The sequence below is a fragment of the Lentilactobacillus sp. Marseille-Q4993 genome (genome assembly GCF_951230165.1).
In the GTDB taxonomy this organism is placed as follows: domain Bacteria; phylum Bacillota; class Bacilli; order Lactobacillales; family Lactobacillaceae; genus Lentilactobacillus.
Map to the genome: position 1 here is coordinate 10870 of NZ_CATNVB010000022.1, position 24312 is coordinate 35181.

At 40.5% G+C, this 24312-nt stretch carries 21 protein-coding genes, 8 tRNA genes and 1 riboswitch; of the genes, 27 read left to right on the plus strand and 2 right to left on the minus strand.

The annotated features are described in order from the left end of the window. The first annotated feature begins 372 nt into the window (after positions 1-372). The 10 genes from QOW94_RS07620 (at position 373) to QOW94_RS07665 (ending at position 7875) form a co-directional block, all read left to right on the plus strand. Positions 373-1155 carry a hypothetical protein gene (locus QOW94_RS07620; protein WP_283679768.1) on the plus strand — a complete coding sequence of 261 codons (783 nt, stop codon included), beginning with the start codon at positions 373-375 and terminating at the stop codon, positions 1153-1155. Further along, positions 1155-1664 (plus strand): hypothetical protein, encoded by a 510-nt coding sequence (locus QOW94_RS07625; protein WP_283679769.1) that lies wholly within the window; start codon positions 1155-1157, stop codon positions 1662-1664. Before QOW94_RS07620 ends, QOW94_RS07625 begins: the two co-directional genes overlap by 1 nt. After that, positions 1661-2935: a glycosyltransferase family 2 protein gene (locus tag QOW94_RS07630; protein ID WP_283679770.1), complete on the plus strand. Its 1275-nt coding sequence runs from the start codon at positions 1661-1663 to the stop codon at positions 2933-2935. Before QOW94_RS07625 ends, QOW94_RS07630 begins: the two co-directional genes overlap by 4 nt. Positions 2936-2994: 59 nt before the next feature. Continuing rightward, positions 2995-3390: a hypothetical protein gene (locus tag QOW94_RS07635; RefSeq protein WP_283679771.1), complete on the plus strand. Its 396-nt coding sequence runs from the start codon at positions 2995-2997 to the stop codon at positions 3388-3390. 359 nt (positions 3391-3749) lie between these two features. Further along, positions 3750-4631: a cation diffusion facilitator family transporter gene (locus QOW94_RS07640; RefSeq protein ID WP_283679797.1), complete on the plus strand. Its 882-nt coding sequence runs from the start codon at positions 3750-3752 to the stop codon at positions 4629-4631. A 13-nt stretch (positions 4632-4644) separates the two neighbouring features. Beyond that, on the plus strand, positions 4645-5403 hold the full coding sequence (locus QOW94_RS07645; RefSeq protein ID WP_283679772.1) for a threonine/serine exporter family protein: 759 nt from the start codon (positions 4645-4647) through the stop codon (positions 5401-5403). Positions 5404-5412: 9 nt separating this feature from the next. Further along, positions 5413-5871 carry a threonine/serine exporter family protein gene (locus QOW94_RS07650; RefSeq protein ID WP_283679773.1) on the plus strand — a complete coding sequence of 153 codons (459 nt, stop codon included), beginning with the start codon at positions 5413-5415 and terminating at the stop codon, positions 5869-5871. Between the two features lie 138 nt (positions 5872-6009). Then, the gene (locus QOW94_RS07655) at positions 6010-6330 is read left to right on the plus strand and encodes a PadR family transcriptional regulator (protein WP_283679774.1); all 321 of its coding nucleotides are present in this window, start codon (positions 6010-6012) and stop codon (positions 6328-6330) included. Continuing rightward, entirely contained in the window at positions 6323-6955 is a 633-nt protein-coding gene (locus tag QOW94_RS07660) for a DUF1700 domain-containing protein (RefSeq protein ID WP_283679775.1), read from the plus strand. Before QOW94_RS07655 ends, QOW94_RS07660 begins: the two co-directional genes overlap by 8 nt. Continuing rightward, entirely contained in the window at positions 6952-7875 is a 924-nt protein-coding gene (locus tag QOW94_RS07665) for a DUF4097 family beta strand repeat-containing protein (RefSeq protein ID WP_283679777.1), read from the plus strand. The genes QOW94_RS07660 and QOW94_RS07665 overlap by 4 nt, the downstream gene beginning before the upstream one ends. A 174-nt stretch (positions 7876-8049) precedes the next feature. On the opposite strand, the gene QOW94_RS07670 is transcribed toward QOW94_RS07665, so the two are convergent. Then, a complete protein-coding gene (locus QOW94_RS07670) occupies positions 8050-8430 on the minus strand; it encodes a DUF1634 domain-containing protein (protein ID WP_283679778.1) in 381 nt (126 codons plus the stop codon). Position 8431: 1 nt separating this feature from the next. Next, positions 8432-9247, minus strand: coding sequence for a sulfite exporter TauE/SafE family protein (locus tag QOW94_RS07675; protein ID WP_502867259.1), 816 nt, complete (start codon positions 9245-9247; stop codon positions 8432-8434). A 172-nt stretch (positions 9248-9419) separates the two neighbouring features. On the opposite strand from QOW94_RS07675, the gene QOW94_RS07680 reads away from it, so the two are divergent. The 17 genes from QOW94_RS07680 (at position 9420) to rpoB (ending at position 24299) form a co-directional block, all read left to right on the plus strand. Continuing rightward, positions 9420-10103, plus strand: a complete 684-nt coding sequence (locus QOW94_RS07680; RefSeq protein WP_283679780.1) for a phosphatase PAP2 family protein — start codon at positions 9420-9422, stop codon at positions 10101-10103. Positions 10104-10180: 77 nt separating this feature from the next. After that, a complete protein-coding gene (locus QOW94_RS07685; protein ID WP_283679782.1) occupies positions 10181-10693 on the plus strand; it encodes a GNAT family N-acetyltransferase in 513 nt (170 codons plus the stop codon). A 59-nt stretch (positions 10694-10752) separates the two neighbouring features. Continuing rightward, a riboswitch (Lysine riboswitch) is annotated at positions 10753-10927 on the plus strand. A 96-nt stretch (positions 10928-11023) separates the two neighbouring features. Then, complete coding sequence (locus tag QOW94_RS07690) at positions 11024-12496, plus strand: amino acid permease (RefSeq protein ID WP_283679783.1); 1473 nt, start codon at positions 11024-11026, stop codon at positions 12494-12496. Positions 12497-12647: 151 nt separating this feature from the next. Next, entirely contained in the window at positions 12648-13691 is a 1044-nt protein-coding gene (locus tag QOW94_RS07695) for a tagatose 1,6-diphosphate aldolase (RefSeq protein ID WP_283679785.1), read from the plus strand. An 84-nt stretch (positions 13692-13775) separates the two neighbouring features. After that, positions 13776-14414: a deoxynucleoside kinase gene (locus QOW94_RS07700; RefSeq protein WP_283679786.1), complete on the plus strand. Its 639-nt coding sequence runs from the start codon at positions 13776-13778 to the stop codon at positions 14412-14414. Positions 14415-14691: 277 nt separating this feature from the next. Further along, the gene (gene serS, locus QOW94_RS07705) at positions 14692-15981 is read left to right on the plus strand and encodes a serine--tRNA ligase (protein WP_283679787.1); all 1290 of its coding nucleotides are present in this window, start codon (positions 14692-14694) and stop codon (positions 15979-15981) included. Between the two features lie 547 nt (positions 15982-16528). After that, positions 16529-16601, plus strand: a tRNA-Val gene (locus QOW94_RS07710). A gap of 3 nt (positions 16602-16604) precedes the next feature. After that, positions 16605-16677 (plus strand) — tRNA-Lys (locus tag QOW94_RS07715). A 23-nt stretch (positions 16678-16700) separates the two neighbouring features. Continuing rightward, positions 16701-16782: transfer RNA gene (locus tag QOW94_RS07720), tRNA-Leu, on the plus strand. 16 nt (positions 16783-16798) lie between these two features. Next, a tRNA-Thr gene (locus tag QOW94_RS07725) sits at positions 16799-16872 on the plus strand. Positions 16873-16877: 5 nt separating this feature from the next. Beyond that, a tRNA-Gly gene (locus QOW94_RS07730) sits at positions 16878-16949 on the plus strand. 57 nt (positions 16950-17006) lie between these two features. Then, positions 17007-17080 (plus strand) — tRNA-Arg (locus tag QOW94_RS07735). 17 nt (positions 17081-17097) lie between these two features. Continuing rightward, positions 17098-17171 (plus strand) — tRNA-Pro (locus QOW94_RS07740). 109 nt (positions 17172-17280) lie between these two features. Then, a tRNA-Pro gene (locus QOW94_RS07745) sits at positions 17281-17354 on the plus strand. A gap of 99 nt (positions 17355-17453) precedes the next feature. Next, positions 17454-17921, plus strand: a complete 468-nt coding sequence (locus QOW94_RS07750) for a CtsR family transcriptional regulator (RefSeq protein ID WP_283679788.1) — start codon at positions 17454-17456, stop codon at positions 17919-17921. 15 nt (positions 17922-17936) lie between these two features. Next, complete coding sequence (locus QOW94_RS07755; RefSeq protein ID WP_283679789.1) at positions 17937-20441, plus strand: ATP-dependent Clp protease ATP-binding subunit; 2505 nt, start codon at positions 17937-17939, stop codon at positions 20439-20441. A gap of 252 nt (positions 20442-20693) precedes the next feature. Further along, positions 20694-24299: a DNA-directed RNA polymerase subunit beta gene (rpoB, locus tag QOW94_RS07760; RefSeq protein WP_283679791.1), complete on the plus strand. Its 3606-nt coding sequence runs from the start codon at positions 20694-20696 to the stop codon at positions 24297-24299. Positions 24300-24312: the final 13 nt, after the last annotated feature.

Here is a 24312-nt window from a genome sequence, read left to right on the forward strand (position 1 = left end):
AATTTCATTTTCTTGAAATTTATCGTTACTTTTTTGTTTTCTGTGCCACGAACTTTTTACGCTTCACTTTTTGCTAATTATAAATAAATAGTTATTCAAATGTCGAGTTGATAAACTAGATGATGATTGTGAAAAAGATAATAATCTTATAAGATACTATCCCCTCCAAACACTGACATTATCAAGATGTTGAGGAAATGCCCACTTAATAATATCGGGTACGCTTTCAAAAAATCGACTTTATAAATGAAACTATCCTGTAATAATTCTGATATTGACTTTGTAGGTGGACAGGATATAATTTTCTTTATGTGTTTTACAACTGTCAAAATTTTTACAACTATCATATTATGAAACGGAGCTAATTGCACAATGTTTGATAACTACATTCAGACCCTCACGATAGTGACTTTAGGGGTATCGGGACTGTCGGTTTTTACGATGATTTTCTATTATGGTTGGACGGCAAAACTAGGCAAAAGTACTAGCAATTTCAATGTAAGCCGGAGGAAGTTGAGCCTTGAACCTGAATATACCCCAACCGATGAATTGATTGGAAAGATTGGAATAATTAGCTCCCCTGGTGGGGTTGATAATACCAGCACGGAATTTACCGAGAATTTGTCATTAAGTGATTATTATCGATTAGTAAATCAGGAGTTAAGTCAAGACGTTAATGATAAGAGTCCGGTTGTCCTAAAAATGAGTGTCCGTCAGGTAACTGATCGAGAGTTTGAATTTTTTATCAATGGGTTGGCGAAGTTTACCAATAATAGAAAGGTAATTCTTGAATTTGATCCCTTGACTCGTGGTGGCAATATCAACGCTAAGTGGTGGCTCCTAAGAAGGCATTCAAACAAGGCGCAGAAACTGGGTTTTTTAATTAGTAATAATTTAGTCACTGCTCCTGACAATAGCCTTAGTTCGATTGGAGCTAAGATTGCCTATACTGATTACATTAAATTTGCTGCTCAAAAGCCTGAGTTTACGAGTGATGAGGTTCCACTTCAGTGGCAGTCATATTTTTTGGATAATCAAATTAGTGTTTTACTTTCTCAGACAGAAATTGGAGACTCTGTTTTTGTGGATAGAAAAGTTCGAGTTCGAAAGTTTAACCTTAAAGCTAAAATGAATGTGGTTGGTTTGGAGAGATAATGGATATTCAGAAAAATAAATTAACTGATAATAACTTTACTGATGACTTTTTTGAACCGGGTCATTTGGTTGTAAAAATGAAGGAAACTGCTATTGCCATTGTTGGCTGGTTATCTGTCTTGATTCCGGTTGGCATTATTATTGTGATTGTCAACCAGGGAGAGCTTGATTTTGGAACCCTTCGAATTCCCTTTCATGAATTAATTACGTTTTTTGAAGCCCTAATTATTTTATTGGTATCAATTTTTATTATGGTCGGCTTTTTCTCAATTTCGATGGCGATGATTCAAAGACGGCGGAAGAAGCGAATCTTGGAGGTGTGGCCGACATTTGACCCCCAGAACCAAGAAGAAATAAAAAATAAGCTTAGTCAATTTGCTGATCAAAAATTTGGGAACGATGAATTTAGAACAAATATTAAACATTATCGAGTTCGGCCTAGTCAGAATATTTTAGATGATGAACTTCAAAGGATTGTTAAAGATGCTAGTTTGGAGGGCAGAAAATGAATTTGAATATGGGAGTATTAGGTTGGTTATTGCTAATTCTTAGTCTATATCCAATTGTTGGTGCCCTTTTTTGGTTTTGGGGCGCGTTAATGTATCAATTCTTTGGTAAAAAAGAGGAACTGGATTTTGTTGAATTAGCTCAAGCAGACCAACCAATGATCACCATAATGATTCCGGCCCATAATGAAGAGATAATGATTCGCCGGACGATTGAGTACCTCGAAACCGAAATTAATTATCAGAATTACGAGTTGCTTATTATGGATGATGGTTCAACGGATGATACCGAAAAGATTCTCAGTGAATTGCAGGGAATTTACCCCAACTTACGGACAATAAAGGTTGAAGACAATAAGGGGAAGGCTCATGCGTTTAATATAGGGATGTTTTTTGCCAAGGGTGAATATATTCTTAGCAATGATGCAGATACCCTACCGGAACCACATGCGTTGATGAAGTATATGAATTACTTTGTTCACGACGAAGATATTAATACAGCTGCGGTGACAGCTAACATGGATGTTTTTAATAGGTCAACGATGCTAGGTAAGTCACAGACAGTTGAGTTTTCAAGTATTGTGGGAATTATTAAACGGAGCCAAAGTGCCATCAATAATTCAATGTACGCATATAGTGGTGCGAATACGATGTATAGAAAGAGTGCATTGTTGAACGTTGGGGGATTTAGGCAAAACCGGGCAACCGAAGATATTAGCATTGCCTGGGATCACCAAATCAACGGGATGGTACCGAAATTTGCGCCGGATATTAAATTTCATATGGTGGTTCCAGAAACGATTGGCGAACTTTTTCGCCAAAGAAGTCGATGGGCTAAAGGTGGGACGGAAGTTTGGATGACTAACATGCTGTCGTTTATTCTCCATCCAATCAAAAACCGTTACCAAGTTACGATGTTTGTGGATTCGACTCTGTCGGTGATTTGGTCATTCTTTTATGTAATTTCCACTGTATTGTACCTGGCTATGATGGGATACTTACTAGCAACCGGGCAGAATGAGCAATTTATCAGTAACCTTGGTTTTTCGTTCGTAATGATTACTTCAGAGATAATTGCTGGTAGTTTGCAATTATTAACGGCTCTGATCATGGACTTTAAAGGCGAAAAGCTGAAGTATTGGTTCTTTGCTCCTCTCTATATGATGTTTTATTGGATCGTAAATCCATTAACGATAGTCGTCACGTTTATTCCAGCTGTAAAGACCATTATGGGATTAGGCTCAGGAACATGGCGGAGTCCGAGTCGGGGTTGATATCTTCCCCCTAAATGTGGTTTCATTTAAAATGAAGTAAAAAAGAACGGAGATATTTCATGGAAGATAATATTCAAATTGGTGATCCTGAGTTTGGCAAAATGATGTTTGTCCTTGATCAAGAAATTACGGACAAAAATCATCGTGATTACCGCTATGAAAATGAAGAGTTAATTCAAATTGCTGATGGAGTGTGGGCAATGCCTGCTTACATGAAAGATGGCGATGATTTCAGCTTGTTTTTTATCATTACTAAAATTGATGATGGCAACACGGTTGTCGCGTTTGCAACTGGCGAAAATAACGATGGTAACTTCAGCCTTAGCCAACCAATCATCACCGGTAATGGAATTAATTTGATGAATGAACATAATGAGACCAGAGCGAAGAGCATTTTGCATTTCCTAAATCAGATTTCTAAGGCTGATGAGGGTAATTGGCGTATGGTTGAATAGGCAAATCTATTGTTAATTCAACAGGTCAATGATATTCTAAAATTGGGTTGAGAAGTTGCCATTTTGATTGTCAGATTAGGTAAGTTATCGTTTGTATAATGTTAGATTGCAGAAGTAAGATGACACTGAAGAGTTTCAACGTGCATTAAAGCACTTTGAGTACCTAATTTTAAAATTAGGTCAGTTTTCGAGTATAAACGAAGTGTAATTTGATAAAACCTATCGGCAACTTCTCTTCTCAAGGACCAGCTTAAACGTAATGTTTGAGCTGGCCTTTTATTTCGTTCAGACTAATGAGATAATAATGGGACAAAGGGGGTGTAATTTTGGCAGAAGGACATACTCACGAAAGTGGTCAAATGACTGGGAAGAAGTTTTTTGCGGTGACGGTGTTGAACGTTGCAATTACGGTTGCTGAATTTGTTGGCGGAATTCTATCTGGAAGTCTGTCACTTATTTCTGATGCGTTTCACAACTTGGGGGATAGCCTTTCAATCGTATTTAGTTACGTAGCTAACGTTCTAAGTACTAAACGGCAAGATGCACGAAATACGTACGGTTACAAACGAGCTCAAATAATTACGGCTTTTCTTAATTCGATTGCGTTAGTAATCATTTGTGCTTTTTTGGTGATCGAAGCGGTGCAGCGACTATCACACCCAGAGCCAATCAACGGGCCACTAATGTTGGCAGTTGCGGTGATTGGTCTGGTAGCGAACGGAGTTTCAGCATATTTATTAAACCGCGGATCTAAGAACAATCTAAATATGAAGGCAACGTATCTTCATATAATGAGTGATGCATTGTCGTCAGTAGCGATTATAATCGGCGGAGTGCTGATAGAACTCTTCAATTGGACGCTAGTTGACCCAATCGTTACAATTCTTGTGGCGGTATATATTGCTTACGAGTCACTTCCAATTATTAGACAGACCAATGGAATCCTAATGGAAGGAGCTCCTGCAATTGACTACCGCGGTATTAAGCGTGATTTGATGCAAATCGATGGGGTGTTGAACGTCCATCATGTGCATGCATGGCAAATTGATGAAAATAATATTGTTTTCTCGGCCCATGTAAACCTTTATGATATGAAGATTAGTGAAGCAGAACCAATTTATAGTGAAATTGATCGAATTTTGAAGAAGAAATACCACGTTTGTCATTCCACCATCCAAGCTGAAGCTCAGCGTGGTAAGGATGAAGATATCATCTATGACCAGGGTGAAGACATTGGTTAGTTTGAGGTAAATTATGGAAAACGTTTCAATTGAGTATGAGCAGTGCGTCATCGATACGTGTGTTCTTGCGGGTAAGATTATGATTGAGAGTGGCTCAGAAATGACTAGAGTTGATGATACAATCAAGCGAATTGCCAAAAATGCAGGTATGGAGGACGCAAAGGCGTACATTACAATTACCGGAATAATAATGTCAGGTTCACGAAATATTGGTGCTCAGGTGACGCCGATTGAAAAACGAGAGTTTGATATGGAAAAGATTGCGAAGGTTAATCAACTTTCACGGCAGTTTGCGGCTAAGAGTATTTCAATTGAGGATTTCCACGATAATTTAGTTCATATTGATGATTTAGTTGCTAAATTTCCGCTTTGGCTCCAAATGCTTGGAGCGGCAATGATATCTGGCCCGTTGGTGTTAGTTTTCAGAAACAACCTAAAAGATGTGATTATCACGGGGATTGTTGGGATGCTTGGCTGGTTGGTATATTATTTACTCAGCAAATACATCCGAGTTCGGGTTCTTAGTGAATTTGTGGCGGCAATTGTCATTGCTGTGTTAGCTGTACTGGTGGTCCGATTTGGATTGGGTACAAAAGTGGATGATGTAATTGTGGGATCGTTGATGCCATTGGTACCTGGGATTCCGGTAACTAATTCGGTTAGGGATGCCCTATCAGGTAACCTAATCAGTGGTCCAGCTCGAGGCATTGAAGCCTTGATCAGTGCTGGGGCCCTTGGATTTGGCGTTGCAATCGTCTTGCACTTCATGTGAGGAAACGATATGTGGATATTTATTATCAAAATTATATGCGTGTATTTATCAGCTGTGGGTTTTGGCCTGATTATCAATCTTCCCCATAAAGCATTAAATGCGGCTGGAATCAACGGAGTTATCGGTTGGCTAGTCTACTTTACGATTCTGCAGAACTTCGGTGGCCTTGCTTCAGCTAACTTCTTTGGTGGGTTATCCGTTGGTCTGGTGTCAATTGTAGTGGCACGATTTAAAAAGATGCCAGCAATCCTCTTTGACGTACCAGGACTGGTTCCATTAGTGCCAGGTGGTCAAGCTTATAACGCCATCAAAAACTTTGCGTTAGGCAACTATAACGTTGCATTTGATTTTTTAGCTCAAGTGATATGGATAGCTGGTTCAATTGCACTCGGTTTTATCGTTGCTGAACTATGTTTAAAGGTTGAAAAACGGGTTCGGAAAATTACGGGTTCCAAACCAATAATTTAATTTCTAATAACTGCTTACTTGTCATAAAAGACGGGTGAGCAGTTTTTTTGTTTTTTTGCTTGACGGGAATTTGAAAACTATGTATTATGTGTTTGTTGAATGATATTATATAACATATAATATTGTGGAGGTGAAAATATGGCGATTCAAATGACGTCGGAATTGTTAGACGGAAGTGTTTTGGGAATACTGACTGGTGGAGATTACTATGGCTACGCGCTTACGCAAAAAGTTCAGGAGTATGTACCAGTATCAGAGTCCACAATGTATCCAGTTCTACGACGATTAAAGAAGAATAATTATTTGACCACTTATGATGAACCCTACCAAGGGCGTAATCGTAGGTATTACAAAATTACTGATGAGGGTAAAGATAAGCTACAGGAAATCAGAAGTGAGTGGACCGAATTTAAAAGTCAGATCGATAAATTAATTGAAGGAAGTGATTTAAGTGAATGAGTATTTAGAAACGTTAAAGGGCCATCTTAGTCAACTATCAGGAGCTGAACTAGATGAAGTACTAGATTTTTATTCGGAGTATTTGCAAGATGGTGGTTTTACCACTTATGAGCAGGCCGTCGATGAGCTAGGAACCCCAAAGCAAGTTGCTCGAAAGATATTGGCAGATTATTCCATTAAGGAAGGGGACCAGAAAGCTCAGACTGCGACGGGATCACGGGTAGACAAGCCCAAGAATGACGTGAAAACAATTTGGTTGATTGTTTTAGCGATTTTATCAACTCCGATTACGATCCCGATGGCAATTGTATTATTTGCCTTTGGCGGTGTCGCCGTGGCAGTTAGTGGAGCAATGGTAGTTGGAATTGTTGGGGTAATTTTTGGTTTCTTGTTCGCTGCAGTTATGATGTTGTTTGCGGGTGTTGCGGTGATTGCGTCGTCAACTTGGACTGGTGTTTACTACCTTGGCCTTGGCTTATTGATTCTGGGAATATTTGTTATTGCCATTCCAGTCGCAAAATGGTTTATCGAACTGATATTTCACTGGATGTCGGTATTCTTTAAGTGGGTATATTCGAAAACGGTTACTAAAAACAAGGCAGAAAAGAGGGCTGATCACAAATGAAAAAGACGTTTATAACTGGAATCGTAATGATTTTCTTGGGCACCCTTTTGTTTGGAATCGGCTACGCAAAGGGTGGTAATAAGAATGTTGGTTGGCATAATGGTGGCTTTGAAGTTGATAATTCTAAAGTTGTTGACAAACATTTTGGGATGGTTAAACAACTCAAGTTGGCAACCACTGAGGATGTTACGGTCAAAAAATATAACGGTAGCGACGTTAAGGTTCATTACCAGGACAGCGCAAAGGTAAAGTATGATAAGACTTCTAAAGTGCTGGCCATTGATGCAACGATGATGGGGGCTCACAGCTTTGGGTTTATGTGGTCCGATGATGATGAAGATACACCAATCACGATTTATATTCCTAAGAAGAATGACTTGAAAGTGATTGATAGTTCTACAAGTGAAACACTGACGGTCCAAAACCTAAACTTAAATCGGATTTCGGTTGATCATAATGATGGGCTGACTCTTGATAACGTTAAGTTACAACGGGGATTGAAAGTAGATTCCGACTCAGATATTGATTTTTCAAGAGTTGAAGCACCATTCATCTCAGTTGATAGCTCTGATGGGGATATGCAGATTCGAGATTCTAAGTTTGATAAATCAGCTAGTTCACTTTCCACATCAGACGGTGACGTTGATATAAGTGATTCGAGATTTGTTAAACTAAGTGCGGAGACCAGTGATGGCGATATCACTTTTGATAATTTGGATATCAAGAAGTCGCTAACCGGCGACACATCAGATGGTGATGTTGACGTGACGGTTAAGGATAAGAAAAATTTATCAATCAGTACGGATGTCACCGATGGAGATAGCTCAATCTTTGGTAGTTCGAGAAGTACCTATAAAAATGGTAAGGCAAACATTAGTTATAAATTTGGAACAACTGATGGTGACGTTACCGTGAGATAGGGAGCACTACAGAAATCTTTGATTTCGTCTTAGTGCCCCAGCAAGAACAATAATTAGTGAATTTTTCGATGTTATTAGTTATGTTCCAACCACTTAGGAAAGGTTGATAAGAAAAAGGCCTCAATCCTAATTCCACTATGGAAATTAGCATTGAGGCTTTTTAGCTGTTGGAAACTATCTTGTCACAATTCCAAACACAAAACTGATTGCCAGGATCACAAGAACAATGGTTGTAATGATGACATATAGTTTGTCACCCTCAACCCAGAAGGAGTAGATCGAAACGACTACTCGTAAAATAGGGGTAAGAATTAACAGGAACACCCCAAACATCATAATTGCGTATGGCTTAAGGGCAATGGTTCCTGTAAAGATACTTCTAAATGTATCGGGAAAGGTGTTAGCTGGATAACCAGTTGTTTGGGTTACAAACAGCAAAATCAGCCCAATTCCCATAACAACAGCGGAAATGATAACTCCAATTCTAAGAATCTTGCCGATAATCATCTCAACGTCGTTCATTTCTTCAGATACGTTTTTTTGCTTATCGTTCATATTATCTCAGCCCCTTCATAAACATTTCGATTCCAATATAGAAAAGGATTGGGATAAAAATAATTCTAATTGTTTTGGCAGTCATTCGCTGCATGATTCGAGAACCGATGGTTGCACCTACAAGAATGCCAAGGGCCAAAGGAACAGCAATGTGGGGTTTGATGGAACCGTTAAAGTAGTAAACCGTAGCGGAAGCAGCGGCGGTAACCCCCATCATTAAGTTACTAGTCGAGGTAGATGCCTTGAGGGGCATTTTCATGACGGTGTCCATGGCGATCACTTTGAATGCCCCAGAACCAATTCCTAACAAACCACTAGCGATTCCGGCTCCAAACATAACTGAGAGGCCGCCAGGGATGTTTTCAACTTGATAGTCGACAGTTTGCTTAGTTGCTTTGTCGTAGTACGAACTATCCAGGTTGAACTTTTCAGCTAATCGGTCAGGATCAGCTCTATGAAGGACTTCTTGCTTACTTCTAAGTTTCCTGATTGAATTGTATGCCGAGAATAATAGGAGAGCTCCAAACAAAAAGTATAGAAACTTTGGGTTAAGAATCCCAGTTAATAAAGCTCCTGCCAGAGCTCCGACAGTGGTGGCAATTTCTAGAAACATTGCTACCCGAAGATTAAGGACTTGATCCTTCAAGTAGGCAATCGTTGACCCTGAACTGGTCGCGATAACGGCAATGATGCTGGCTCCAATCGCATACTTGATGTCCACGCCCATTACGAGGGTCAAAATGGGGGTGATAATCATTCCACCACCAATTCCAAGGATGGCACCAGCGATTCCAGCAAATAAGCCGATTAAGACCATAATGAATGCAAAATGTATCAATTTCTTCACTCCTGAATTAAATATATAAAACCCTTGCGAGTATACTCTAACTAAGAAATATTTAAAAGTTTTAAAATAAAATTGGTAGGCAAGAGTCCGCTGAAAATTATGCTATACTTGATGGCAGACAGTAAGAGAGGATTGTTTAATAATGTATAGTAATGACGTTACGCTGATACAGCCTGATAAAAACCGTCTCGCTAAGTTCATTGTTAGCTTCATATTAGCGACATTCGTTACAGTGTCTGTGTCATTTAATTTTGCGTATTTGCAATTTTTAGATTCATTAGTGACTTCTGGGATTCAAGGTAAACTTTCAGCTGGGGGCGAAAGATTCTACACGATTATTTCGTTTTTGGCTAGTCCGAAGATGGATATTTTTTGGATATTAGTGTTGGCATTTTTCCTTTGGGGTTTCAAGTATAAGATTCCTGCGTTGTTCGCGATTTGCACCCTTTTTGGTGGTGATATCGTTGGGTTTATTATTAAAAATATAATTAAACGTCATCGGCCACCACTTCATTTAGCAGCGGATGATGGGTATAGTTTTCCTAGTGGTCATGTTTTGGGAATCTTCTTGGTCCTCGCAATGGTTTGGGTCATTGTGGTACCAATCGTCCAAAACCTAAGTATCAGGATTTTAATCAGAGTACTGATTGTTATCGTGGTAGCGCTGGTAATGATGTCACGAGTATATCTCAATGCTCACTATCCAACGGATACGATTGGAGCCGGATTGATTTCCTATACTTGGCTTCAACTGAGTGAGATGTTATACCCAACGGTTGCTCGGTGGTTACAACAGTTTAGATTTGTTAGAAATTCAATTGCTTAAAAGTGGGAGTCGGTTATTACCGGCTTTTTTTGTTCAAATAAAGGCCATAAAAGCGATCGTGGAAAGGACAATCTTTGATGGAACCCAAAAATAATGAGGATATTGCTATTCGCCGATTAACTATCGATGATTTGGCAACTTATAATCGAATTATTCAAGATAAACGAGTTGCCGAGCCGTTGGGATATACAAATATGAGTAATTTTACGATATCAGAAACCTCCTTTGCCCATCAGTTGAGTGAAACGATGGCATTTGCAGTTGTTATGCAAGGCGAAGTGATTGGTAGCGTGATTTTGGCGCCAACGATTGGAATTGATATGCAGGAAAATGATGAGGAAGTCGAACTCAGCTACTTTATTGACCCAAAATGGTGGGAAAATGGCTTTGCTAAGGTTGCTTTAAAAAAAGTTTTTTTGATATTACGAGACAAAACGAAAATCAAAAGTGTTATTTCCAGTGTTTTTGAAAATAATTTTCGTTCAATTGGTCTACTTTCTGACCTGGGATTTGAAAAAAATGGTCATTATCTTAATCAATTTACTGGGAAAAATGAAATCCAGTTTAAATTGCGGTTTAATCGGGTTTAAGAGATTTGATTTGTCAAATTAGTCAGAATAGAGTACACTCTATCAGTAAAATTAAATATATTCGAAGTAGAGGCGCGTTTGCCAATAGTAGAGTCTAGGAGCTTGAAGGAAGCTGTGATTAGATTTGAAAGGGGTCGACGCCGAAATGGGACTCTCTCCTTTAGGGAGTTCTGTTGGGGCTTAGCTCAATAAGCTAAGGACTGTCGTGGAATTCCACGGAGTGCTATTAAGAGATTAAAACAATGCCCCCTCTTCAATTACTATTTTTGGAGAGGGATTTGTTTTTTCTTTGAAAAGCTAGTTTGCTTTGAAAAGTAAGGAGAATTTTTTATGGATGAAGATGTAAATAACGATCAGGTTAAGCGGGGGCTAAAGTCCCGGCATGTATCAATGATCGCTCTTGGCGGATGTATTGGAACTGGATTGTTTGTTGCTAGTGGGTCTGCGGTTAGCACGGCGGGTCCCGGCGGGGCGTTGGTTGCATATGCATTGATGGGTACCATGGTATATTTTCTGATGACAAGTTTGGGTGAAATGGCAACTAATATGCCAATTTCAGGTTCGTTTGCTGCTTACTCAGCAAAGTACGTTGACCCCGCCTTAGGTTTCGCAATGGGATGGAATTACTGGTTCAACTGGGCAATTACCGTTGCGGTTGATGTTAGTACCGTTGCCCTCGTTATGAAGTTTTGGCTGCCAGACGTTCCGTCATGGATTTGGAGTGGAGCGGCGTTACTGCTGATTTTCTTGATCAACGCAATGTCAGTTAGGACGTTTGGTGAAACGGAATTCTGGATGTCATTGATCAAGGTGGTTACGATCATCATCTTCTTAGCAGTAGGGATTCTAACGATTTTTGGAATTATGGGTGGTCACTTCATCGGGCTTAAGAATTTTACGATTAAGGACGCGCCGTTTGCTGGTGGGATTCCGCCAATTATCTCAGTGTTCGTTGTTGCTGGATTTTCATTCCAAGGAACCGAATTGGTCGGAATTACTGCCGGTGAATCACAAGATCCATCACATAGTGTGCCAAAGGCTATCAATGAAGTGTTCTGGCGAATTATTCTATTCTATATCTTAGCTATTGCTGTGATTGCTGCTATTTTGCCATATACTAGTCATTCACTACTTGGCTCAGACGCTAGCGATATTGCAATCAGTCCATTTACGTTGGTATTTCAACGAGCTGGTTTAGCAGCTGCAGCTAGTGTTATGAATGCGGTTATCTTAACATCAGTGATTTCCTCAGCGAACTCAGGGATGTACGCATCAACCAGAATGCTTTACTCATTGGCTAATACTGGTTACGCTCCAAAGGTGCTTGGCAAGACAGCCTCAAACGGAATTCCTTACAACTCATTGTTGGTAACCACGGCTGTTGCCTTATTGACGTTTATTTCAAGTATTGCTGGCCCTCAAATCTACCTTTGGCTAGTCGCTGCATCTGGCCTTACAGGCTTTATTGCTTGGTTCGGAATCGCCATTTCTCATTACCGATTTAGGAAGGCGTTCATCAAGCAGGGACATGATTTGAAGGAACTCAAGTATCACGCAAAGTGGTTCCCATTCGGACCAATTCTTTGTTTGATTCTTTGTATTCTTGTTATCATCGGTCAGGATCCAAGCTCGTTTGTTCACTTCGAATGGAAGCAAATCTTAGTTACCTATATGAGTGTGCCACTTGTTGTTATTCTCTATGTAGTTTACAAACTAAAGCACCACACAAAGGTGATTCCATTGGACGAGGTTGACGTAAGTCCTTCTGAAGAGGAACAGGATTTATCTAAATTAAATAAGTAATCTAAATTGGTCTAACTAATATGTTAGGCCTTTTTATTTTTGAAAAAAATCTTTCACAAGGCTAATGTAAAAGACTTTCACTTTGCATTTTTGATATTCATTGGTTACAATTGATTGCAATTGGTATATTAAACTTAGAGGTGGATATAAAATGACAAAATATTTATCAAAGGGAAAGTTTGACCGGATGGAGAAACTTACAAATGACAAGGGGGTCATTGATGCATTAGCGCTAGATCAACGTGGTTCTCTTGTTAAGGCAATGAAGAAGGCATCTGAAGATTATGGGAAACTGTTCTCGATGAAGATGGTTTATGATTTTAAGGAAGCTGTCACTGGTGTATTAAGTCCACACACATCGGCAGTTTTGCTTGATGAAGAAATGGGCTTCAAGGGGATCAAAGCTAAGGATCCAAAGACTGGCCTAATTATGTCATATGAAAAAACCGGTTATGATGCAAATGAAGAGGGACGTTTGCCATCATTGATCCCAGAACAATCAGCTCAAATTATGGTCGAAAATGGAGCGGATGCGCTTAAAGTTTTGATTTACTATAATCCAAATGATAAAGACGAAATCAACGATCAGAAGAAGGCTTTTGCGGAACGGTTTGGGACTGAAGCGTTGGCTGCCCAAGTACCAACGTTCTTTGAGATTGTTACTTATGACGATAAGTATGCGAGTGACTCAGCCGAGTTTGCTAAGGAAAAGCCACAATTGGTGCTTGAGTCAATGAAGGAATTCACCCAAGATAAGTACCACATTGATGTTCTGAAAATGGAAGTGCCATTTAACCCTAGTTACATTAAGGAATGGAATCCAGACCGTGATGATGGTGTTTATACTGAAGCTGAAGCAGAGAAGTATTTGGTTGAACTAGGTGCAGCTGCAACCAGACCATTTATCTTCTTAAGTGCCGGGGTTCCTACTGATGTGTTCCAAAAAGAATTAAAGTTAGCCGGTGACGCTCATGTGCCGTTCTCAGGTGTGCTTAGTGGTCGGGCAACTTGGCTTGAAAGTGTTGATATCTACATTCGTGATGGTAAGGATGCCCTTATTGATTGGTTAAATCATAAGGGAACCAGAAATGTTAATGGCTTTACCGAAATTTTGAACCAGACAGCTACTCCTTGGTTCGAAGCTTACGGTGGTATGGATAACATCCAAGTCATCGATATTGACAACCTTAATTAATTCACACAATATGTTGATAATTGTTCGCTTAATCGGTACAATATGTTGTGTTAATTTTATAAACGATTAAGGGGAACTATATTAATGCTAGTACTAGCTGGAACCATTGGTGCAGGTAAAACGTCACTTACTCAGATGCTCTCAAAGCATCTAGAAACACCTGCATATTACGAGTCTGTCGATAATAATAAAATTTTGCCACTCTTCTATGAGAATCCGAAGAAGTATGCTTTTCTACTTCAAATTGATTTTTTGAATCGAAGAATGGATGATATTAAACGAGCATGGAAAGACGGCCAAAGCGTGATGGATCGGTCAATCTTTGAAGACTCCCTGCTTTTTCATTTGAATGCTGATTTAGGTCGATCAACGGATACGGAAGTTCAAATTTACGATTCATTGTTGCAAAATATGATGCAGGAAATGCCATCAAACGAGCACAGCAAGAATCCTGATTTGCTTATTCATATCAATATTTCATTTGATACGATGCTTGAAAGAATTAAGAAACGGGGACGTCCGTATGAACAAATTGATGCGGATCCTAGCCTATATGAATACTATCGTGATTTGAATCACCGTTATGAGAAGTGGTACCAAAATTACGACAAATCACCAAAGATTCAAATAAATGGTGATAAGTACGATTTCGTTGAAAATGAAGCTGATCGGAAAACGGTTATTTCGATGATTGATCAAAAAATTTCTGATTTAGCTATTTAACCAATTGCAGTTAGCTTGGTTTTTAGCTATAATCTGATTTAGTAGAAAACGTTAGTGCCTACAAAGTAGATTTCAGAGAGACAGCGGTGGTGGGAGCTGTTATCGAAAATTCCAGCACATGAATACGGGCAGGTAATGCTGCACGGTTGTATGCCGTTACCATACTAAAGTGCTTGTTGACTAGTTTTAGTCGGCAAGAATTTGGGTGGTACCGCGAAAAAAGGATCCTTCGTCCCATAGACGAGGGGTCCTTTTTATATACTCAGGAGGTTACAAAATGTTAGATATCAAGAAGATTAGACAAAATCCAGATTTTATTAAGGATAAGTTAGCAACTAGAGGGGTCAAACCAGAAACGATTGATGAATTGCTTCAGTTTGATGAAAAGCGTCGCGATTTGATTGTTGAGTCCGAAACATTGAAAGCAGAGAAGAACGAAGCATCTGAACAAATCGGAACCCTTAAGCGGAACAAAGAAGATGCGACCCCAGCTATCAAAAAGATGCAAGAAGTAGCTGGTAAGATCAAGGAACTTGATGAAAAGTTACGTCAAGTTGAAGTTGATCAAAACAATCTGGCAGCCCACTTGCCAAACATTCCGGCTGATGATGTTCCAGTTGGTTTGACAGAAGAAGGGGCCGTTGAACTACGTAAGGTTGGCGACATTCCAAGCTTTGATTTTCAACCAAAGCAACACTTTGAAATTGGCGAAGACCTTGGAATTCTTGATTTTGAACGGGCATCAAAGGTTTCTGGTAGTCGGTTTGTTTACTACGTTGGGGATGGTGCATTGCTCGAGCGGGCTGTTTACAATTTCTACCTCGACCAGAATTCAGAAGCCGGTTATCGGGAAATGATTACTCCGTACATGGTTAATGAGGCTTCAATGTACGGGACTGGTCAATTTCCTAAGTTCAAGGAAACTAAAGCCGGTTACGAAACATTTGATGGCGATAAGGAACTAACCTTGATTCCAACCGCAGAGGTACCCCTAGTTAACTACTATCGTGATGAAGTATTGCCTGAGGACCAATTACCAATCTCAGTAACTGCCTTATCACCTGCATTTAGATCAGAAGCAGGTAGTGCGGGTAAGGATACTCGTGGTTTGATTAGACTTCACCAATTTAATAAGGTGGAAATGGTTAAGTTCACTAAGCCAGAACAATCATGGGATGCCCTTGAGGAACTGACTCATCAAGCTGAATCATTGCTTCAAAAATTAGGGCTTGCATACCATGTCATCACGTTGACTACTGGTGATATGAGTTTCACTGCTGCCATGACTCACGATCTAGAGGTTTGGTTACCAGGCCAGGATAAGTATCGGGAAATTTCAAGTTGTTCAAATACGACTGATTTCCAGGCCCGTAGAGCGCATATTCAGTATCGGGATGAGAATGGCAAACTTCAATACATTCATACGTTGAATGGATCTGGTTTGGCAGTTGGGAGAACTGTGGCCGCTATTTTGGAAAACTACCAGAATGAAGATGGAACTGTTACGGTTCCAGATGTGCTAGTTCCATATATGCACGGTAAAACTAAGATTGAAAAGCAAAAATAAGTAGATTTATGCAAGAGATGGGAGTGGGACAGAAAGCATACGAAGATGCTTTCGTCGTCCAACCCCCGCACAACCAACAGTAACTGAGAACCATGAATAATGGTCCTCAGTCCTGATGGTTACTGCGTGTAGCAATAATTTGGATGAAAGCAAAAAAGTAACGATAAATTTCAAGAAAATGAAATTTATCGCTACTTTTTTTCAGTTTACCTAGTTGTGTCCCACTCTCTATCTAGATCTAATCTTAGATTGTTTTTATTACCCTAACGTCGCACAAAAAGCTGTCACAACGGGGATGGCCGCTACGTTTACAGCCTAAAAACGAGTCGGAATTAAAAAAATATGCGATTTTCGCAAAAAAGGGCTTTTCACGGGGGCTGAGATACGATATAATATTTCTTGTCGTTAAAAGAGAACGCAACATATTGAGGTTTCCCAAGGCCATCAAAAGTTCTTGAAATTGTGTCTTGACGGACATGAGCTGGTAATGGTAAAATCAAATAGTTGCATTGATGATGTTCATACCATTTATGGATTTGCATTTCATGGAGGATTAGCTCAGCTGGGAGAGCATCTGCCTTACAAGCAGGAGGTCACAGGTTCGATCCCTGTATCCTCCATATGAGCCGTTAGCTCAGTTGGTAGAGCATCTGACTTTTAATCAGAGGGTCGGCAGTTCGAGACTGCCACGGCTCATTGCCAGTTTTTATTAATAACCTGCGGGCGTGGCGGAACTGGCAGACGCGCTAGATTTAGGTTCTAGTGTCTATTGACGTGGGGGTTCGAATCCCTTCGCCCGCAATTTTCAACTTAATATGCCGACTTAGCTCAGTTGGTTAGAGCGCTTCACTAGTAATGAAGAGGTCGGGCGTTCGAATCGTCTAGTCGGCACTTTTGCGGAAGTAGTTCAGTGGTAGAACATCACCTTGCCATGGTGGGGGTCGCGGGTTCGAATCCCGTCTTCCGCTTCAGTTACCACTTTTAGTTGGTGGCAGAAGCATTGTGAATAATTAAATAGTTTGTATGCACCCATAGCGCAACTGGATAGAGTGTCTGACTACGAATCAGAAGGTTGTAGGTTCGACTCCTACTGGGTGCATTTTTTATTGCTCATTTCGGGAAGTAGCTCAGCTTGGTAGAGCACCTGGTTTGGGACCAGGGGGTCGCAGGTTCGAATCCTGTCTTCCCGATCATTGAAAGTATGACTTAGGTCATGCTTTTTTATTTTCCATATCATGGACTATTGTTTAGCGATTAACTCTTGTGCTATATTGAAAGTGTTAGTTAAATAAAGGTTATCGGGAAGTAGCTCAGCTTGGTAGAGCACTACGTTCGGGACGTAGGGGTCGCAAGTTCAAATCTTGTTTTCCCGATTTTTTTGTCCATTCAATTATGTCTGAGCGTCATTGATTGCAATTTAGGAAGGTCCTCGTATAATAATAGTCAGAATTAGTCAAAGATTGGGTGATTACATGGCTGATGAAAATATTTCAGATTTGATTGAGAAATATCTGAAGGAAATTCTTGAAAACAACGAAACAGTAAAGATTAGGCGTTCAGAGATTGCAGGCCTTTTCGATGTGGTCCCTTCACAAATCAACTATGTTATTAACACTCGTTTTACAATTCAGAACGGCTATATAGTTGAAAGTAAACGTGGTGGGGGAGGCTACATTAGAATTGAGAAGGTCCACCTGTTAGATGATATTGATATTTTGAATACATTAATAGATGCAATTGGGAACAGATTAACCAAAAGAGATAGTGAAACAATCGTCACAACGTTATATAATAATGACTTAATCGATCGCCGTGAAGCAAGCATAATTCTTGCTGCTGTTGATAAAAATGCGATAGATTTAAGTGATAATGAGTTGACGGATATTCTTAGAGCGAATATCATGGTTTCAATTCTAAATCGTTTGAAATACGATCGGTAGAAAGTGAGGGTATATATGAATAATTTATTTACTCCAAGCGCAAAGAACGTTTTAGCAGTTGCGCAACAACAGGCTAAGAAGTTTAAGCACCAGGCAATTGGGACAGAACATCTACTTCTAGGTCTTCTGATTGAAACTAACGGGATTGCTTTTAAAGCGTTATCTCAGTTTTCAATTACATCAGAGGATATTGCTGAAGAGGTCGAACGATTCGCTGGTTACGGAACGTTGAAGAACGTCGACAATAATGATTACCTTCCTTATTCTCCGAAGGCAAAGGAAGTCCTTGCTCAAGCTGGGGACTTTGCTAAGAAAAACGGTGTTCCGAAGGTTGGAACTGAACACATCTTACTTTCTTTGTTAACTGACGAAGAGGCCTTGTCCTCTCGCATTTTGGTTAACCTTGGTCTTGATCTAGCGCAAATTAGAAAAGTTACCCTCAGAAAAATGGGCGTTAGCGGTTCCGCAATGGGCCCTCGCTCAATGGCTGAAAATATGGCTAACAAGCAACGTGGCCGGCAACGCCAAACTCAAGAGTCGGATTCAAAGACTCCTACTATTGATTCGCTTGCTCGGGATTTAACTGCCCTTGCCCGCGAAGATGGCCTAGATCCCACAATTGGACGAAGCTCCGAAGTTAAACGAGTTATCCAAATTCTTGCTCGTCGGACGAAGAACAACCCCGTTTTAATTGGGGAACCTGGAGTTGGTAAAACGGCAATTGCTGAAGGGCTCGCCCAGAAGATTGTTGCTGGCGATGTTCCAAGTGATATGACTGAAAAGCGGTTAATGATGCTTGACATGGGCTCGTTAGTTGCGGGAACAAAGTACCGTGGTGAGTTCGAGGACCGTTTGAAAAAGGTCATTGAAGAAATCTATGAGGATGGTAACATCATTCTCTTTATTGATGAACTTCACACTTTAATTGGTGCTGGTGGTGCTGAAGGAGCAATTGACGCTTCTAACATCTTGAAACCAGCGTTGGCACGTGGTGAACTCCAAATGATCGGGGCTACTACGTTAGACGAGTATCAAAAGTATATTGAATCAGATTCAGCATTGGAACGTCGGTTTGCTAAAGTTACCGTTGATGAACCAACTGCTGAAGAGACGGCTGAAATTCTTAAGGGACTTCGCCCTAAGTACGAGAAACATCACCAAATTGAAATTACAGACGAGGCGATTGACGCCGCAGTTGAATTATCAACTAGATATATTTCTGACCGTTTCTTACCTGATAAGGCAATCGACTTGATGGATGAAGCTGCTGCTAAGGTTAGAATCGACAAGTTAGAGACTGGCAAACCGGTAGATACGCATCAACAAATTACTGAGTTGTACAGCCAACTTAATGAGGCTTTGGTTGATCAAAACTACGAAGAAGCCGCTAAAATTAGAAACAAAGTTAATAAGCTACAAGCTGATTTGGCTAAGCAGAGTGATGAGCCAGAGCAAGTTAGTTACAAGGTTAAAGAGACTGCAGCTGACGTAGCGGAAATCGTTTCTGAGTGGACTGGAGTACCGGTTACTCAAATGACTAAGTCAGAAGCGGACAAATTGGTTAACTTGGAATCCGTCCTCCACAAACGGGTAATTGGTCAAGAAGAGGCAATTTCAGCTGTTTCACGGTCAATTAGACGAGCTAGAAGCGGTTTGAAAGACCCTAAGCGACCAATTGGTTCGTTTATCTTCTTGGGGCCAACTGGGGTTGGTAAAACCGAGCTAGCAAAGGCTGTTGCTTCAGCTGTCTTTGGCTCAGAAGATGACATTATCCGGGTCGACATGAGTGAATTCATGGAGAAGTACTCTACTAGTCGGTTGATTGGTTCTGCCCCAGGTTATGTTGGCTACGACGAAGGTGGTCAGCTTACCGAAAAAGTCCGTCAAAAACCTTACTCAGTGGTTCTGTTTGATGAAATTGAAAAGGCTCACCCAGATGTCTTTAACCTGTTATTACAGGTGCTCGACGATGGTTACCTTACCGATTCAAAGGGTCGTCGAATCGACTTCTCAAACACTGTTATCATCATGACATCTAACCTTGGAGCGACCACTCTTAGGGATAAGAAGACAGTTGGTTTTGGTGCCGAAGCATCTGGTGAAGATTATGATGCTATGAAATCAACTATTAACGATGCGTTGAAACAACGGTTCAGACCTGAGTTCTTAAACCGAATCGATGAAACTGTTGTCTTCCACTCATTGACCAAGGCAGAACTCAACCAAATCGTTAAGCTGATGGCCAAACCAGTCATCAACAGAATTCACGAACAGGGAATTGATATAAAGGTTACAAAGACTGCAATTGGCATTATTGCCAAGAACGGCTTTGATCCGCAGTACGGTGCTCGGCCAATTAGAAGGTCAATTCAAACTCAATTGGAAGACAATCTTAGTGCCAAGTTGCTATCTAAGGAAATTGAACCCGGAGATTCAGTAACTGTTGGTGGTCGGAATGACCAAATCACGATTTCTGTGAAAAAGCCCCATGAAACACCGTTAGTAAAAAACAAAAAATAAAGAATATTGATTCTATGATACTAAACTAAGTCAGTTGACTTTTAAGTCATTAACTGATATATTTACTGTTGTATTTGTAATGAATCGAAATGGTCGATACGATCTATTGTCCGGGTTGACCTGCATAAAGAAACCAAGAGCAAGTAAATAGGCTTGCTTTTGGATTTTTTTTGCTCAAAATCCGGAAATATTTGCTATTTTTAGCAATTGTAATCAAATTGTAACATTTCGGTTTGGGAATTTTTGTGAGAGGTGAAAGACTTGGCAGGACATTTAGTTAAATATGGAAAACACCGTACCCGTCGAAGTTACGCACGTATCAAGGAAGTGCTTGATTTACCTAACTTGATTGAAATCCAGAGTGATTCATATAACTGGTTTTTGAAAGATGGTTTGCGTGAGACTTTTGACGGCATTATGCCAATCGACGATTTCCAAGGAAAGCTTTCGTTGGAATTTGTTGATTATCAATTATTAGAACCAAAGTATACAGTTGACGAGGCTCGTGAGCACGAGGCTAATTACTCAGCTCCGCTTCACATTACTTTGAAGTTAACCAACCACGAAACTGGTGAAATCAAAACGCAAGACGTTTTCTTTGGCGATTTTCCGTTGATGACTAACCAAGGTACCTTCATTATTAACGGGGCAGAACGGGTTATTGTTTCTCAATTAGTTCGTTCCCCTGGTGTTTACTACCATGAAGATACCGATAAGAACGGTAGAATTGCTTATGGTACTACGATTATTCCTAACCGTGGTGCATGGCTTGAATTTGAAACAGACGCAAAGAATATTGCCTACGTTCGAATCGACAGAACCAGAAAGATTCCGCTAACCGAATTAGTTAGAGCTCTTGGATTTGGCTCAGACACTGAAATTGCTGACATTTTTGGTGACAACGACAGCCTTGAGCTTACCTTAGAAAAAGACGTTCATAAGGATACTGATGACTCTCGTGTTGAGGAGGCATTGAAGGATATCTACGAACGTTTGCGGCCAGGTGAACCTAAGACCGCTGACTCATCAAGAAGTTTGCTTACTGCAAGATTCTTTGATCCTAAGCGTTACGACATGGCTCCAGTTGGTCGTTACAAGACTAACAAGAAGCTTAGTTTGAAGACCCGTTTACTAGGCCTTACATTAGCTGAAACATTGGCAGATCCTGAGACCGGTGAAGTTATCGCTCAAAAGGGAACTACCATTACAAAGGATGTCATGAAGGACCTTACTCCATACTTGGATAACAAGGACTTCAAGGCATACACCTTCAACCCTTCAGAAGAAGCCGTTGTTACTGAACCTATGACTGTTCAAATTATCAAGGTTCAATCAGAAAACGATCCTGAAAGAGTTGTTCCAATTATTGGTAACGACAATATCAGCTTGGACTACAAGCACATTACTCCAGCTGACATCATCGCTTCTATGAACTACTTCTTTAACTTAAGTGAAGGTATCGGGACTACTGATGATATCGATCACTTGGGTAACCGTAGAATTCGTTCAGTCGGTGAATTGTTGCAGAACCAATTTAGAATTGGTTTGTCACGGATGGAAAGAGTTGTTCGTGAACGAATGTCGATTCAAGACAGTGCAACTGTTACGCCACAACAATTGATCAACATCAGACCTGTGGTTGCATCAATCAAGGAATTCTTTGGTTCATCACAATTGTCACAATTCATGGACCAAACCAACCCATTAGGCGAATTGACCCACAAACGTCGTCTTTCAGCCCTTGGACCTGGTGGTTTGACTCGTGATCGTGCCGGATATGAAGTTCGTGACGTTCACTATACCCACTATGGCCGGATGTGTCCTATTGAAACTCCTGAAGGTCCTAACATTGGTTTGATCAACAGTTTGTCAAGTTATGCTCGAGTTAACAGATATGGTTTTATTGAAACTCCATACCGTCGTGTTGACTGGACTACTCATAAGGTTACTGACCGAATTGATTACTTGACTGCTGACGAAGAAGATAATTTCGTTATTGCCCAGGCCAACTCACCATTGAATGACGATGGTTCATTCGTAAATGACGTGGTTATGGCTCGTGCAAAGTCAAATAACATTGAAACTGGAATCGAAAACGTTGATTACATGGACGTTTCACCTAAGCAAGTAGTTGCCGTTGCCACTGCCTGCATTCCTTTCTTGGAAAACGATGATTCAAACCGTGCCCTCATGGGTGCCAACATGCAACGTCAAGCTGTGCCTTTGGTAGATCCACATGCACCACTTATTGGTACTGGTATCGAATATAAGGCTGCTCATGATTCTGGTGTTGCGTTGATTTGTAAGTACGATGGTACCGTTGAATACGTTGATGCTCGTGAAATCCACGTTCGTCGCGAAGATGGTACTCAAGACACTTATCATTTGATGAAATTCCACCGTTCAAACGGTGGTAAGAACTATAACCAACGGCCAATCGTAAAGGTTGGGGATCATGTTGATGCTGACGAAATCTTAGCTGATGGTCCATCAATGGAAGGCGGAGAGTTAGCTCTTGGTCAAAATCCAATCGTTGCTTTCATGACTTGGCAAGGTTATAACTTCGAAGATGCCATCGCCATTAACGAACGACTTGTTAAGGACGATGTCTACACTTCAATTCATATTGAAGAATACGAAGCAGAAACTCGGGACACCAAGCTTGGACCTGAAGAAATGACTCGTGAAATTCCTAATGTTGGTGAAGATGCTCTTAAGAACCTTGATGAAATGGGTACTATCAGAATTGGTGCCGAAGTTCATGATGGTGATATCTTGGTTGGTAAGGTTACGCCTAAGGGAGTTACTGAATTATCAGCTGAGGAACGTTTACTCCACGCTATTTTTGGTGAAAAGTCACGTGAAGTTCGTGATACTTCACTTCGAGTACCTCATGGTGGTGGCGGTATCGTTCAAGACGTTAAGGTCTTCACTCGTGAGAACGGTGATGAATTATCACCAGGTGTAAACAAGATGGTTCGAGTTTACATCGCTCAAAAGCGTAAGCTCCAAGTTGGTGACAAGATGGCCGGTCGTCATGGTAACAAGGGTACTGTTTCCGTTGTTATCCCTGAAGAAGATATGCCATACTTGCCAGATGGAACTCCAATCGACATTATGTTGAGCCCAATGGGTGTGCCATCTCGTATGAATATCGGACAAGTTCTTGAAATTCATTTGGGAATGGCTGCTAGAAAACTTGGAATTCACATTGCTACGCCAGTTTTCGATGGTGCTCGGGATAAGGATATCTGGGACACTGTTAAGGAAGCTGGAATGTCAGCAGATGGTAAGACTATCGTTTATGATGGTCGGACTGGTGAACCATTTGATAAGAGAATCGCCGTTGGGGTTATGCACTACATGAAACTTGCCCACATGGTTGATGACAAGATCCATGCTCGTTCAATTGGACCATACTCACTTGTTACGCAACAACCACTTGGTGGTAAAGCACAATTTGGTGGACAGCGTTTTGGTGAAATGGAAGTTTGGGCACTTGAAGCTTATGGTGCAGCTTACACATTGCAAGAAATTTTGACTTACAAGTCGGATGACGTTACTGGTCGGGTTAAGACCTACGAAGCAATCGTTAAGGGTGAACCAATTCCTAAGCCAGGTGTTCCTGAATCATTCAGAGTTCTTGTTAAGGAATTACAATCCTTAGGGCTCGATATGAAGGTTCTCGATAACAGTCATAAAGAAATTGAACTTCGTGATCTTGACGATGACGATGACGTTGTTAACGTTGATGCAATCAGCAAGATGGCTGAACAAAAAGCAGAACAAGAATCTAAGGCAGAAAGTGCCCCAGAGGAACAACAAGAAGAGTCAACTCAAGCTAACAACAAGGATTAATAGGAGGTTGAAC